This is a genomic window from Cupriavidus nantongensis (assembly GCF_041726985.1).
GTDB classification, from domain to species: Bacteria; Pseudomonadota; Gammaproteobacteria; order Burkholderiales; family Burkholderiaceae; genus Cupriavidus; species Cupriavidus nantongensis_A.
Genome location: NZ_CP168303.1, coordinates 1,903,631 through 1,916,163, shown reverse-complemented (window position 1 = coordinate 1,916,163; position 12,533 = coordinate 1,903,631). Strand labels below are relative to the sequence as shown.

Below are 12,533 nucleotides of genomic sequence, written 5' to 3'. Positions count from 1 at the left end.
GCCGGCGCTCAGAAGTCGACCTTCTCTCCCGGCTGCGGCACGATCACGGTTGCCGCGGCACCAGTACCCAGCGCCGCCTTGAATTGCTCCGGCGTGCCGCTGGCTTGCGGCGAGGTCTGGTAGTGGATCGGTATTGCAAAACGCGGCCGGATCAGGTCGCGCACGGCGATCGCGGCATCCTGCGGTCCCATGGTGGAATACCCGCCGATCGGGATCAGCACCAGATCCGGCTTGTAGATCTCGCTGATCAGGCGCATGTCGCCGAACAGCCCGGTATCGCCCATGTGCCAGATGCGGAAACCGTTCTCCAGTTCGATGATGTAGCCCACCGGCTCGCCGCCGTAGTGGGTTTCGTCCTTGCCGGTGGCCGGGTTCTTCAGCGCCAGTTCCGACGAGTGTTCCGCATGCACCGCCGTGATCTTCGGCCCCGCTGGGCCAAACGGCATCACCGTGCCGCTCTTGCCGAAGCGCTGCACCTGCGCCTCCGGCACCAGGCCGAGACTGACCAGCGCCCGGCCCAGGCCGCCGCCGTTGTACACCGGCGCGTTGGTCAGCCGGGCCAGCGCGGGGGTATCGCCCAGATGGTCATTGTGGGCATGCGTGACCAGGATCAGGTCGACCTTGCCGAGCGCGGGCAGCTGCCTGAAACCGGGCGGGGTTTTCGGATTGTTGGTCAGCCACGGGTCGATCACGATGACCTTGCCGCCCGGCGTGGTGATGCGCGTGGCGGCCTGGCCCAGCCACAGCACTTCGGCCTTGCCCGCGGTGGGCTGGCCGGGTGCTACCGGGCGCGGCGCGTCCGCCGGCGGCGTCGGCGCGGCACAGGCGCCGAGCAGGGCGGACAGGGTGATGAGGGCGGCGAGCATCCTCGCAGGGGGCGTGAGCATGTCCTTCCTCCGTGAGTGGGTCGATGCCGGATCGGTACCGGATCAAGACGTAAGGCAGCCTGGACCGCTACCGCACAAACATGCCCAGGCCTTCGTGGTCGTAGAACTCCAGCCACACGCGGTCGCTGGAAAACGCGGCCTGCGAGATCGTGCCCGGCATGGCGTTTTCATTGTCGAGCGTGAAGGTGAAGATATCGCCGTCCCAGTGGCTCAGCGGCAGCACCAGCGGCGTCGCGCCCAGCGTCATCACCAGCGTGCCGCCCTGGTCGGCAACCTGCAGCGGACCGTAGTAGTCGTTGCGGTAGGTGCCGGTGTAGGCCGACAGCGCGCGCGCCGGCAGCGGATTGGCCGGGCGCGGCTGCCCGACCAGCCGGCCTTCCGGCTCCAGCAGCGGTGCCAGCGCGTCGCCGTAGAGCTTGCCCCAGTCGCGGCGGATGGCGCCGTATTGCGCCAGGTCGAAGAACTGGGCGCTCAGGGTTTCCGGCACGCCGATGGGCTGCGCGTTGGTCAGCGTCACGATCGCCAGGTTGAGTTCCGGCACCGCCATGAAGCTGGTCGCGGCGCCCAGGGCGAAGGCGCCGGAGTGGTTGAGCGAGGTCAGGCCCAGTTCGGTCGTTCCGACATTGAAGCCATAGCCATAGTAGCCTGCAGGGCGGCCGCCGGCGGGCGGGTTGCTCTGCATTTGCGGACTCAGCGCCGGTGCCAGCGCTGCGGCGTCGACCACCCGCTGCCCGCCGGACTCGCCTTTGGCGAGCAGCATCGCCAGCCATTTGGCCATGTCGTTGACCGACGCACTGACGCCGCCCGCTGCCGATTGCGCATCGGGCATCCGCACCGCGCCCTGCACCCAGTTGCCGTTGACCCGCACGTGGCCGAGCGCGCGGTTGTCGCGCGCGGCATAGTCGGCAAAGCGCGAGCTGGTGCGCGTCATGCCCAGCGGCTGGTACAGCGCCTGTTCCGACAGCGTGGCCCAGTCGGTGCCGGCGGCGACGGCTACCGCTTCGGCGGCGGCGGTCATGCCGAAGTTGGTGTACGCGTAGACCGCGCGGAACGGATGCAGCGGCAGGAAGCGCAGGCGCGTCAGCACTTGCTGGCGGTCGTAGCCCATGTCCTCGAGACGGTCGCCGGCGTGGTCCGGCAGGCCGGAACGGTGGGCGTAGAGGTCGCCGATGGTCACGTCCGCCGACACCTCGGCATCGGCCAGCGTGAACCAGGGCAGGTGCGTATGCACCGGCGTATCCCAGCTGATGCCGCCGCGCCCGACCTGGCGCGCCACCACCGTGGCGCCGATGGACTTCGACACCGAGGCCAGCTGGAACACGGTGTCGGCATCGACCGGCGCGGGATCGGTCACCAGCCGGCGACCGAAGCCCTTGGCGTAAACGGTCTGGTTGCCGCGCACCACCGCGACCGCCATGCCGGGCACGCGTGAGCTGGCCATCAGGTCCGCGACCAGCTTGTCCAGTTGCGCGATGGCCTGGGTGATCTGTGCCGCGGGGACAGGCTCCGGCGGCGTAGGTGTGGGCGGCGGCTCGTCGTCGTCGCCGCCGCAAGCCGGCAGCGCAGGGACAAGCAGGCCGCCCAGCGCGGCTCCCAGGAAACGGCGACGCTCTTGCAGTTTGCCCACGGTAGTTCTCCGTTGTGAGGCGGAACAGGCTGAGGCGCGGCCGCGGCCTGTGGATGGAACTACTGTATGCGATCGATAGCGCGGCGGCGAAGGAGAGAGAGGTATCGATGCTGCAAAAGCAAAAGGCCCGCACTTCCGTGCGGGCCTTCGCCTGAATCGTGGTGCCCAGGAGAGGACTCGGTCACGCATGCGCGACCCCGGCTGCGCTGGCAAGCGCAGCCCTTCTCGTCCTCGCGAAAAGCGCTCAAGCGCTTTTCTTCCTGGGCGGAAAAGAAAAAAGGTCTGCATGCGCAGACCTTTTTTTTGAATCGTGGTGCCCAGGAGAGGACTCGAACCTCCACAGTGTTGCCACCGCTAGGACCTGAACCTAGTGCGTCTACCAATTCCGCCACCTGGGCAGGTGGTGAGCCGCGAATTCTACCGAAGGCGGCGGAATTTGCAAGCCCTTGCGCGGGCGCCGTGCAAAAAAACTTTGGCGATCGCGCTCAGCAGCAGGGGCGCCCGCCGGCAATCAGAACGAAGGCACCATCGCGCCCTTGTACTGCGCCTTCATGAACTGGCGCACGTCTTCCGACTGGTACGCGGCCACCAGCTTCTTGACCCACGGCTTGTCCTTGTCCTGGGTGCGCACCACGATGATGTTGGCGTACGGGCTGTGGATGTCTTCCAGCGCGATCGCGTCCCGGGTGGGCTGCAGGCCGGCGGCGAGCGCGTAGTTGGTGTTGATCACGGCAGCGCCGACATCGGGCAGCGCGCGCGCCAGCTGGGCCGCGTCCAGTTCCACGATCTTCAGCTTCTTGGGGTTCTCGGCCACGTCCAGGGGCGTGGCGTTGGACCCGTTGGCGCCGGCGCCGGCCTTCAGCTTGATCACGCCTTGCGCCTGCAGCAACAGGAGCGCGCGGTTTTCATTGGAAGGGTCGTTGGGCACCGCCACCTTGGCGCCCTGCGGCAGGTCCTTGGGCGACTTCAGGTTCTTCGAGTAGATGCCCAGCGGCGAGATATACGTGTAGCCCACGCTCTGCATCTTGTAGCCGCGCTGCTTCACCTGGCTGTCCAGGTACGGCTGGTGCTGGAAGCTGTTGGCGTCCAGGTCGCCGGCGTCGAGCGCGGCGTTGGGCTGCACGTAGTCGTTGAACTCGACCACCTTCACGTTCAGGCCGTTGCGCTTGGCCACCTTCTGAACCACTTGCCAGACTTCGGCGTCCGGTCCGCTGACCGTGCCGACACGGATGGTCTGTTCCTGGGCCGAGGCACTGCCGGCGGCGATAAAACCCACGGCGGACACAGCTGCCGCCAGACGCTTGATGAAAGACGTGCGCATAGGAGTGGTGAAGATCTTGTTGTGATGTGGCGAGTGAGAGGCAATCGCAGGGGCAGGGATCGCCTGTCCGGAGCGAGGGCACAGATTAACGCAATTGCGTACGGATGGCGTGGTGCGGACGATTCTGGCGTCTATTTCTTTTTCATAAGCTTATGAAGCCAGGCGGCGCCCGCCTGCCGGCATTTAATGCCCCGGTGCCGCGACTCAGTCCGCGAACACTTCGCGCAAGGTTCGCAAGGTGTCTGCCACGGTCCGGTCGCTCAGGCCGCCCGCGCGCTTCACCAGCCGGGACTTGTCGACGGTGCGCAGCTGGTCCAGCAGGATCAGGCCGGTCTTGCGCTGGAACGTCACCGGGATGCGAAACGGTGCCGGCCGGCTGCCGGTGGTCATCGGCGCCACGGTCACCGTGCGCAGGTAGTCGTGCATCTCGGGCGGCGACAGGATGACGCAGGGGCGCGTCTTCTCGATCTCGCTGCCGACGGTGGGATCGAGCGCAACCAGCCAGACGTCGCCGCGCGCTACCATTTCAACTCCGCGTCGTCGGCGTTGGACAGCTCGCCCAGCACCAGGGTGTCGTCGCCGTCCGCGGCGATTTGCCGGCTGGCTTCGGCCCAGCCTTGCCGGGGTGCCTGCCGGGGCCGGCGCAGCACCAGCGTGTCATTCACGATTTCCATTTCCACTTCATTCTCCAGACCCAGCTGTGCCAGGATTGTCTTGGGGATCAGGACACCTTGCGAGTTGCCCATCTTGCGGATCGTTGCCTTCATGTCTTGTCGCTCATGGTGTGGCCAGTATTGGCGGCAGCACAATGTTATTACACCGCGGGCATCAAGGAAACAGGCGGGCACGACCCTGCATGGAAATGTGACATCGCGGCGCAGCCGGCAACAGACGAATAGTCCGAAAACGCCCACCCCGCGCGCAGCGGCTGGCTCAGTCGACGACCGTCCCGTAGCCCTGGCCCTTCCATTCGATAAAACACAGCCCGTGCCCGAACGGGTCCGACAGCGTGGCCTGCCGGCCCCAGGCGAATTCCTGCGGCCAGTCCTCGATCTCGGCGCCGGCCTCGAGCGCGCGTTCGATGGCCTGCTCGAGGTCGGCGACGACGAAATCGAGGTGAACCGGGGTCCAGTGGCGGCGATAGTCGCGCCGGGTCGCGGCGCGCGTGGTCGGGCGCGTGCCCGCCGGCTTGGCGAGCAGGTAGATCGGGGCATTGCCGCCCAGCATTTCGGCGACGGAGCCGTCGAACAGCTTGCGGCCCAGCCGCAGTCCCAGCCCTTGCGCGTAGAAATCGATGCCGCGCGCCAGGTCGTCGACATCGATATTGATCAGCAACTCCATCACAGCCTCCTGCAGCGTTCCGTGTGAAAGCGGCCGCATTGTGCGCCGGGTCTCCTGACAGCTGCTGTCAGGAGTGATGTTTCCGCCGGGCGCGGCGTTCATACGAGGGGCTCCAGCCGGTGCGAGTCTGACCGATATCTGAACAAAGCGGGTCGGCACGATGTTGCAGTGCGCAGACAAAAAGGTCTCGCGAATACGCGGAGACTTCATAATATCGACTTATTGCAAATGGGAGATTGAAGTTGCGTTTCGAGCACTTGGTTGAGATCAATGATCCGGGCAACCCGCAGCTGGAACCGCTGACGGCCGAGCAGGTGTGGCAGGGCCTGGTGCTGCGCGCCGAATCTCCCGAGCTTTTCGTGCTGGGCCTGGACCGCGCCGAAGTGGTGGGCCGCGGCGACAACTGGATCGACCGCGTGCTGCATTTCGGCCAGGCTTCGATCGAAGATCGCGTGGTCTACGAGCCGCGCCGGCTGGTGCGCTATGAGACCGCGGCCACGGCCGAGCATGCCGGCGGCACGCTCACCATGGCGATCGAGACCCCGGGTCCGGGCGCGCTGCTGCTGCGCTTTATCTACGACACCACCATGCCGGCCGTCGACGCCAGCGGCGACGACCGCTACGCCGAGATCGTCAAGTCCGCCTACCACGCGGCCGACATCGACACCGTCCGCAAGATCCGCGAGATCGCCGACACCGGGCGGCTGGGGTGAGCGAGGGCCCCGCCACGCCGGAGGGTTCCGGCCAGCGGCCGGCTCTGCCGACCCGGCAGGCGCTGCGCGAGCGCTATGGCGAACGGCTGCGCTGGCTGGTGCTGGCGACGCTGATGCTGGGCACGATCTCGTCGATCGTCTCGTCCACCATCGTCAATGTGGCCATTCCCGACCTGAGCCGGCATTTCGTGCTGGGGCAGGAGCGCGCGCAATGGGTCGCGGCCAGCTTCATGATCGCGATGACGCTGTCGATGCTGCTGACCCCCTGGCTGCTGAACCGCTACGGGCTGCGGCGCACCTTCTTGGGCGCATCGCTGCTGCTGGGCGTGGGCGGGCTGGTGGGCGGTTTCTCTCCGACCTACGGCGTGATGATCGCGATGCGCGTGGCCGAGGGCATCGCCGCGGGCATCATGCAGCCGCTGCCCAATATCCTGATCCTGCGCGTCTTTGAAGAGCGCGAGCAGGGCAAGGCCATCAGCATGTTCGGCTTCGGCGTGGTGCTGGCGCCGGCGCTGGGGCCCAGCCTGGGCGGCTTCCTGGTCGAGGCCTTCGGCTGGCGCTCGATCTTCTTCGTGGTGGTGCCGCTGACGCTGCTGGCGGTGCTGATGGCGCGCCGCTTCATGGCGGTGGACTCGATCATGATGGGCGAGCGCCAGCCGCTCGACTGGCGCGGGCTGGGCCTGGCCGGCATCGCCACCGTCAGCCTGCTCAACGGCGTGGTCGAGATGCGCGAGAGCGTCACCGCGGGCCTGGCGCTGTCGGGCTTCGGCGTGCTGATGCTGGCGGCCTTCGTGATGTGGCAGCTGCGCGCGGCGTACCCGCTGATGAATATGCGGCTCTACAGCTACCGGCAGTTCGCGGCCGGGGCGGTGGTGGCCTTCATCTATGGCGCGGGCCTGTTCGGCTCGACCTACCTGTTGCCGGTCTACATGCAGATGGCGCTGGAATACACGCCCTCGCGCGCGGGCCTGGTGCTGTTCCCGGCGGGCGTGATGCTGGCGCTGACGATTGCGGTGGCGGGGCGCTTCACGCACCGGATCCCGCCGCATGTGCAGGTATCGTTCGGGCTGGCGCTGCTGTCGTTGTCGTTCCTGCTGATGGCGCTGGGCTCGCGCGCGACGCCGTACCTGGTGCTGGTGGCGCTGGCGGTGCTGGGCCGGATCGGCCTGGGCTGCATCCTGCCGTCGCTGACACTGGGCGCGATGCGCGGCGTGGACTTCACGCTGATCGCGCAGGGGTCCAGCTGCATCAACTTCCTGCGCCAGCTGGGCGGGGCCATCGGCGTGAGCCTGGCGGGCGTCGGGCTGCAGTGGCGCCTGGCCGAGCATGGCGCGTTGCTGGGCCAGGCCGGCGACAGCGCGCTCCAGGCGGCGCGCATCCGCGCCTTCGACGAGACCTTCCTCGCGGTCGGCGTGGTGATCGCCAGCGCGATGCTGGCGGCCTGGCGCATCCGGCCGCGTCCGGCGCCGGCGGCCTGAAGCCGCCGCGCCGGAATCATTCAGCTGGCGGCGCCGCTGCGCAATTCTTCCACCAGCGCGATGTACTGCTCCATCGCCTGCTCGCGCGCGGTGCCGCGCAGCGCTTCCCACGCCTCGAACTTGTAGCGCCCGACGAAATCGGTCATGCCGGGCTTGTCGCCGTGCGCATCGCCCTCGCTGCCTTGCTTGAACAGCGCGTACAGGCGCAGCAGGGACATATTGCTGGGGCGCTCGCTCAGTTGCTTGACGTCGATCTGGGCCTGTTCGAAGCGTGCCTGCAGGTCGCTCATGGGGTTCCTCCGGGTGGACTGTCTTGGATTGCGAAAATGCAGCCCGATGATAGCCGCCCCGCGCGGGCGCGCCGTCCGTATAAAACCGAAGAAGCCCTCGATTCCGGGCCCAACGGCTACAATCGCGCCATGTCCTGGATTCTTGCTGTTGAAACTTCTACGGAGTGGTGCTCGGTCGCGCTCGGACGCGCGGCAGGCGCCGGCCTCGAGTGCCTGGTGCGCCATGAGCACACCGGCGCACGCTCGTCGGCGCGCGTGCTGCCGGCCGCCGGCGAATTGCTGGCCGAAGCCGGCATCGCGCTGGCCGATTGCGCGGCCATCGCCTTTGGCGCCGGCCCAGGCTCGTTCACCGGCCTGCGCACCGCCTGCGGCGTGGCACAGGGGCTGGCGTTCGGCGCCGGCGTGCCGGTGGTGCCGGTCAATACGCTGATGGCCTGCGCCGAACGCGCCCGCGCCGCCACGCCGGCGCTGCCGGACGGCACCGCGGTGCTGGTGGCGCTGGATGCGCGCATGGACGAGGCCTATGCGGCAGCCTTCGGCTGGAACGCGGCCGCGCAGGAGTGGGCGGAACTGACGCCGATGCAGGTCGGCGCGCCCGAAACCGTGGCCTTGCCCGCCGGCGAATTCTGGCTTGCCGGCAACGCGTCCACGGTGTTTGGCGAGCGCCTGGCGGGCCTGGCCCGCGCCGCGCGCGTGCTGCCCGAGGCGATGCCCCATGCGCAGCCGATGGTTGCCCTCGCGCTGCGCGCGCTGGCGCGCGGCGAGGCCATCGACGCCGACCAGGCCATGCCGGTCTACCTGCGCGACAAGGTCGCCCAGACCATCGCCGAGCGCGAGGCCGTTGCGGCGGCGCGCGCGGCGGCCCAGCCGGGGAGCGCATCGTGAGCGCCGCGTATCCCCTTGCGGACCGCCACGACTGGCCCGAGGTGCCTCCCATGCCGGCGCTGCCGGACGGCTGGTCGCTGGGCCGCATGAGCGCGCTGGACCTGCAGGCGGTGGCGGGCATCGAGGCGCGCGCCTACAGCCATCCATGGACGCGCGGCAACTTCGAGAACTCGGTCAAGTCCGGGCATCTCGGGCTGACGCTGCGCGATCCGGCGGGCACGCTGGTGGCCTACGCCGTGCTGATGCCGGTGGTCGATGAAATGCACCTGCTCAACATCACGGTCGAGCCGCAGCGCCAGCGCCAGGGACTCGGACGCCTGATGCTCGCGGTGGTGCTGGCGACCTCGCACGCGCACCGCATCCACACCATGCTGCTGGAGGTGAGGCCCTCCAATACCGGCGCGATCGCGCTGTACCAGGCCGCCGGGTTTGCCGAGATCGGCCGCCGCAAGGGCTATTACCCGGCGCCCGGCGGCAAGCGCGAAGACGCGCTGGTGCTGCGCCGCGCCTGGCCGGCGCAGGCAGCCGCCAACGAAGGCACGGAGGGCCAGGCATGAGCCGCCGTGCGCAGTTCCTCGAGGTGCTGGGCATTCCGACCGAATGGGTGCCGCGCACGCCCGCGGCGGCGCCGGCAGAGGCGCCGCCGGACGTAGCGGTGCAGGCGGCCGCGATGCCAGTGGCCGAGCTGCCCGCGGCTGTGACGGCTGCTCCGGTGGTTGCAGCGGTTGCGCTTCCCGAGGCGCCGCTGGCTGCCCCGCTGGCACCGCCCACCCCCGAGCGCGCTGCGCCGGCGCTGGTTCCCGCCGGGCCGGCACCTGGCGCTGCGCAGGCGGAGCGTGAAGCGGCCATCGCCGCGATGGACTGGCCGGCGCTCGATGCCGCGGTGGCGGGCTGCACCGCCTGCGGCCTTTGCCAGACGCGCACCAACACGGTGTTCGGGGTGGGCGCGCGCCAGGCCGAATGGATGCTGGTGGGCGAGGCCCCCGGCGAGAACGAAGACCTGCAGGGCGAGCCCTTCGTCGGCCAGGCCGGCAAGCTGCTCGACAACATGCTCGGCGCGCTCGGGCTGGCGCGCGGGCGCAACGTGTTCATCGCCAACGTGCTCAAATGCCGCCCGCCCGGCAACCGCAATCCGGAACCGGAAGAGGTGGCGCAATGCGAGCCCTTCCTGCGCCGGCAGATTGCGCTGGTCCGGCCCCGCGTGATCGTGGTGCTGGGCCGTTTCGCCGCGCAGTCGCTGCTGCGCACCACCACGCCGATCGGCAAGCTGCGCGGCACCGTGCATGCGTACGAAGGCATCCCCGTGGTGGTGACCTACCATCCCGCCTACCTGCTGCGCACGCTGACCGACAAGGCGCGCGCCTGGGAAGACCTGTGCCTGGCCCGTGAGGTCCACGACCGTGCGGGAGCTGGGGCCTGACCTCTCGCTGACCCGCGGCGGCGACGGCCATGGGCCGTCGCACGCGCCGCTGTGGCGCCGCGCCGCGTCGGCACGCGCGCGCGACCTGGCCTGGACCACGCTGTCGCCTCCGCTGCTGGACGCCGTACCCGGGGCCGCGCTGGCGCGCTGGCCGGCCGGCACCCTGGAGGCCTGGCAGCGCTGGCTCGAAGGCGCGGATCCCGCCACGCTGCCCGCCACCATCGACGAACTGGCCGACGGCCACGCCGCGCTTGCCGCCGATGCCGACCACGACCCCGCCAACCGCAGCCTGCGCCTGGGCCGGCATGCCGAGCGGCTGCTGCTTTTTGCGCTGCGCCATATGCAGGGACTGTCTCTGCTGGCGGCCAACGTGCCGGTGCGGCGCGCCGGCCGCCACGGCGTGCGCACGCTGGGCGAGCTGGATTTCGTCTGGCGCGAGCTGGACTCGGGCGCGGTGGTCCACTGGGAGATGGCTGCCAAGTTCTACCTGATGGCCGCGGGCGGCGACCAGCCGCCGCGGGCGCAGGATTTCGTCGGCCCGAACCTGGTCGACCGCCTTGGCGACAAGCTCGGCCATATCGTGCACCGCCAGTTGCCGTTGGGGCATACGCCAGAGGCGCAGGCCGCGCTGGGCCACACCGTGGACCGTAGCGAGGTCTATCTGCTGGGCTGGCTGTTCTATCGAGATGGCCAGGTGCCGGCCGGGCTGGAGGCGCTGGGCATTGCGCCGGACCACTTGCATGGCTGGTGGTCGACGCTCGATGCCTGGGCCGCGCGGGCCAGTACGCGCCCGGGCCTGCGCTGGTGCCGCCTGCCCCGTACCGGGTGGCTGTCGGGCGCACTGGTGCCGGAGGCCGACACCGACGACGCCGGCACGCTGCACGCGCTGCTGGCGCAGCGCTTTGCCGATCCGCGCCATGACCACGGCTGGCGCCGCGAGTCGCCGGTGATGCTGTGCGAGCTGGAACCGGCCGGGCCGCAGGCGCCAGGCTGGTGGCGCGAATGCTCGCGCGGGTTCGTGGTACCGCCGGGATGGCAGGAGCGGGCGCTGGCCCGCACCGAAGCGCCGCCACGGGGCGCGCCAGCGGGGCAGGACGACGCCTGATGCGCGCTGGCCGGCCGCGGGCGGCAGGGCCGTGATGGTTCTAGTGGTGCTTGTCCTCGCCGATCATCGCCAGCGAGTTGAAGGTGCGCACGTTGTACTTGTGCAGCTTGAGCACCAGCGCCATGGTCACGCAGATAAACAGGCCGAGCGCGATGATGACCACGCCGATCGGCACGTTGAGCTTGATCAGCAGCGCGTACAGGCACAGCATCAGCAGCACCGAGACGTTCTCATTGAAGTTCTGCACCGCGATCGAGTGCCCGGCCGACAGCAGCACGTGGCCGCGGTGCTGCAGCAGCGCGTTCATCGGCACCACGAAATAGCCCGACATCGCGCCCACCAGCATCAGGAATACGTAGGCGATGGCCATGTACAGCGGCATGTGCAGGCCCATCACGTCGAGCGTGACCTGCGGCATCGCGTCCTTGGTGTAGAACGCCATCACCATCACCGTGGCGCCCATCGCCACGCCGAACGGCAGCACCGACAGCGATTTGCGCAGCGGGATGCGCGCCGCCGCCAGGATCGCGCCGACGGCCACGCCCACGGCCACCACGGCCTGCAGCAGCGCGCCCTGTGACAGGTTCAGGCCCAGCGATTTCTCGGCCCATTTCAGCACGATGAACTGCAGCGTCGCGCCAACGCCCCAGAACAGCGTGGTCACCGCCAGGGAGATCTGTCCCAGCTTGTCGCGCCACAGCGCCAGAAAGCAGTCGCCGAATTCGGCGATCAGCTTGATCGGGTTCTTTTCCTGCGCCGGATAGCGCGCGCCGGTGTCGGGGATGAACAGGTTGAAGACCGAGGCGATCACATAGAACAGCATGATCACCACCATCGCAGCCTCGGCCGGAGTGTCGATGCCGGTATTGACGAAGGGCAGGTCCAGGCGCAGCAGCATGCCCGAGACATGCACGGAGATCAGCGCACCGCCCACCACCGTGCCGAGGATGATCGAGCCTACCGTCAGGCCCTCGATCCAGCCGTTGGCCAGCACCAGTTTTTCGGGGGGCAGCAGCTCGGTCAGGATGCCGTACTTGGCCGGCGAATACGCCGCCGCGCCGAAGCCGACTACGCCATAGGCCAGCAGCGGATGCAGCCCGAACATCATGATGGCGCAGCCGACCACCTTGATAGCGTTGGTGATGAGCATCACCCGCCCCTTGGGCATCGAGTCGGCGAAGGCGCCGACGAAGGCGGCAAGAATGACGTAGGAGAGAACGAAGAACAGCTTGAGCAGCGGGGTCATCCACTGCGGGGAGTGCAATTCGGTGAGAAGGGCGATGGCGGCGATCAGTAAGGCATTGTCGGCCAGCGAGGAAAAAAACTGCGCGGCCATGATGGTGTAAAAACCCTTCTTCATGCTGTCGACTTTCTCTCCATCGCGCGCTCCATTCAGGGTGGCCAGGCCGGTGCCGGCCGCAGAGGCCATGGTTTGCAGGGAACCTTGTGCCGCGGCCGTGTCGAAT

The 12,533-nt window shown here is 68.6% G+C and carries 14 protein-coding genes and 1 tRNA gene; 6 read left to right on the top strand and 9 right to left on the bottom strand.

Annotated elements, in window-relative coordinates; genetic code table 11:
- Positions 1–8: 8 nt before the first annotated feature.
- From ACEI37_RS20025 to ACEI37_RS19995, 7 genes are all read right to left on the bottom strand, one after another.
- Positions 9–887, bottom strand: coding sequence for a metal-dependent hydrolase (locus ACEI37_RS20025; protein ID WP_373377876.1), 879 nt, complete (start codon positions 885–887; stop codon positions 9–11).
- A 67-nt stretch (positions 888–954) separates the two neighbouring features.
- Entirely contained in the window at positions 955–2,514 is a 1,560-nt protein-coding gene (locus ACEI37_RS20020; protein ID WP_373377875.1) for a serine hydrolase, read from the bottom strand.
- A 311-nt stretch (positions 2,515–2,825) separates the two neighbouring features.
- Positions 2,826–2,912 (bottom strand) — tRNA-Leu (locus tag ACEI37_RS20015).
- Positions 2,913–3,025: 113 nt separating this feature from the next.
- Positions 3,026–3,835, bottom strand: coding sequence for a MetQ/NlpA family ABC transporter substrate-binding protein (locus ACEI37_RS20010; RefSeq protein ID WP_373377874.1), 810 nt, complete (start codon positions 3,833–3,835; stop codon positions 3,026–3,028).
- A 204-nt stretch (positions 3,836–4,039) separates the two neighbouring features.
- A complete protein-coding gene (locus ACEI37_RS20005) occupies positions 4,040–4,360 on the bottom strand; it encodes a type II toxin-antitoxin system PemK/MazF family toxin (RefSeq protein WP_111517828.1) in 321 nt (106 codons plus the stop codon).
- On the bottom strand, positions 4,354–4,602 hold the full coding sequence (locus tag ACEI37_RS20000; protein ID WP_373377873.1) for an AbrB/MazE/SpoVT family DNA-binding domain-containing protein: 249 nt from the start codon (positions 4,600–4,602) through the stop codon (positions 4,354–4,356). Before ACEI37_RS20000 ends, ACEI37_RS20005 begins: the two co-directional genes overlap by 7 nt.
- A 166-nt stretch (positions 4,603–4,768) precedes the next feature.
- Positions 4,769–5,176 (bottom strand): VOC family protein, encoded by a 408-nt coding sequence (locus tag ACEI37_RS19995; RefSeq protein ID WP_373377872.1) that lies wholly within the window; start codon positions 5,174–5,176, stop codon positions 4,769–4,771.
- A gap of 242 nt (positions 5,177–5,418) precedes the next feature.
- Here ACEI37_RS19995 and ACEI37_RS19990 point away from each other — a divergent pair, with 242 nt between their 5' ends.
- Positions 5,419–5,889 (top strand): SRPBCC family protein, encoded by a 471-nt coding sequence (locus ACEI37_RS19990; RefSeq protein ID WP_373377871.1) that lies wholly within the window; start codon positions 5,419–5,421, stop codon positions 5,887–5,889.
- Positions 5,886–7,367 carry a DHA2 family efflux MFS transporter permease subunit gene (locus ACEI37_RS19985; protein ID WP_373377870.1) on the top strand — a complete coding sequence of 494 codons (1,482 nt, stop codon included), beginning with the start codon at positions 5,886–5,888 and terminating at the stop codon, positions 7,365–7,367. Before ACEI37_RS19990 ends, ACEI37_RS19985 begins: the two co-directional genes overlap by 4 nt.
- A gap of 20 nt (positions 7,368–7,387) precedes the next feature.
- Here ACEI37_RS19985 and ACEI37_RS19980 read toward each other — a convergent pair whose 3' ends face one another.
- On the bottom strand, positions 7,388–7,657 hold the full coding sequence (locus ACEI37_RS19980) for an acyl-CoA-binding protein (protein WP_012353003.1): 270 nt from the start codon (positions 7,655–7,657) through the stop codon (positions 7,388–7,390).
- 129 nt (positions 7,658–7,786) lie between these two features.
- Between ACEI37_RS19980 and tsaB the strand changes: the two genes are divergently transcribed.
- From tsaB to ACEI37_RS19960, 4 genes are read left to right on the top strand one after another with little or no spacing between them, the layout of a single operon-like run.
- Complete coding sequence (gene tsaB / locus ACEI37_RS19975) at positions 7,787–8,542, top strand: tRNA (adenosine(37)-N6)-threonylcarbamoyltransferase complex dimerization subunit type 1 TsaB (protein WP_373377869.1); 756 nt, start codon at positions 7,787–7,789, stop codon at positions 8,540–8,542.
- A complete protein-coding gene (gene rimI, locus ACEI37_RS19970) occupies positions 8,539–9,099 on the top strand; it encodes a ribosomal protein S18-alanine N-acetyltransferase (protein ID WP_373377868.1) in 561 nt (186 codons plus the stop codon). Before tsaB ends, rimI begins: the two co-directional genes overlap by 4 nt.
- A complete protein-coding gene (locus ACEI37_RS19965) occupies positions 9,096–9,962 on the top strand; it encodes a uracil-DNA glycosylase family protein (protein WP_373377867.1) in 867 nt (288 codons plus the stop codon). The genes rimI and ACEI37_RS19965 overlap by 4 nt, the downstream gene beginning before the upstream one ends.
- A complete protein-coding gene (locus ACEI37_RS19960) occupies positions 9,928–11,067 on the top strand; it encodes a DUF1853 family protein (RefSeq protein WP_373377866.1) in 1,140 nt (379 codons plus the stop codon). Before ACEI37_RS19965 ends, ACEI37_RS19960 begins: the two co-directional genes overlap by 35 nt.
- Before the next feature lie 40 nt (positions 11,068–11,107).
- On the opposite strand, the gene lplT is transcribed toward ACEI37_RS19960, so the two are convergent.
- The gene (gene lplT, locus ACEI37_RS19955; RefSeq protein ID WP_373377865.1) at positions 11,108–12,427 is read right to left on the bottom strand and encodes a lysophospholipid transporter LplT; all 1,320 of its coding nucleotides are present in this window, start codon (positions 12,425–12,427) and stop codon (positions 11,108–11,110) included.
- Positions 12,428–12,533: the final 106 nt, after the last annotated feature.

Bases quoted from the DNA above. Each gene is read 5' to 3' on its own strand.
- ACEI37_RS20025 (WP_373377876.1), bottom strand. From the start codon at position 887: ATGCTCACGCCCCCTGCGAGGATGCTCGCCGCCCTCATCACCCTGTCC.
- ACEI37_RS20010 (WP_373377874.1), bottom strand. From the start codon at position 3,835: ATGCGCACGTCTTTCATCAAGCGTCTGGCGGCAGCTGTGTCCGCCGTG.
- ACEI37_RS20005 (WP_111517828.1), bottom strand. From the start codon at position 4,360: ATGGTAGCGCGCGGCGACGTCTGGCTGGTTGCGCTCGATCCCACCGTC.
- ACEI37_RS20000 (WP_373377873.1), bottom strand. From the start codon at position 4,602: ATGAAGGCAACGATCCGCAAGATGGGCAACTCGCAAGGTGTCCTGATC.
- ACEI37_RS19995 (WP_373377872.1), bottom strand. From the start codon at position 5,176: ATGGAGTTGCTGATCAATATCGATGTCGACGACCTGGCGCGCGGCATC.
- ACEI37_RS19980 (WP_012353003.1), bottom strand. From the start codon at position 7,657: ATGAGCGACCTGCAGGCACGCTTCGAACAGGCCCAGATCGACGTCAAG.
- tsaB (WP_373377869.1), top strand. From the start codon at position 7,787: ATGTCCTGGATTCTTGCTGTTGAAACTTCTACGGAGTGGTGCTCGGTC.
- ACEI37_RS19965 (WP_373377867.1), top strand. From the start codon at position 9,096: ATGAGCCGCCGTGCGCAGTTCCTCGAGGTGCTGGGCATTCCGACCGAA.
- lplT (WP_373377865.1), bottom strand. From the start codon at position 12,427: ATGAAGAAGGGTTTTTACACCATCATGGCCGCGCAGTTTTTTTCCTCG.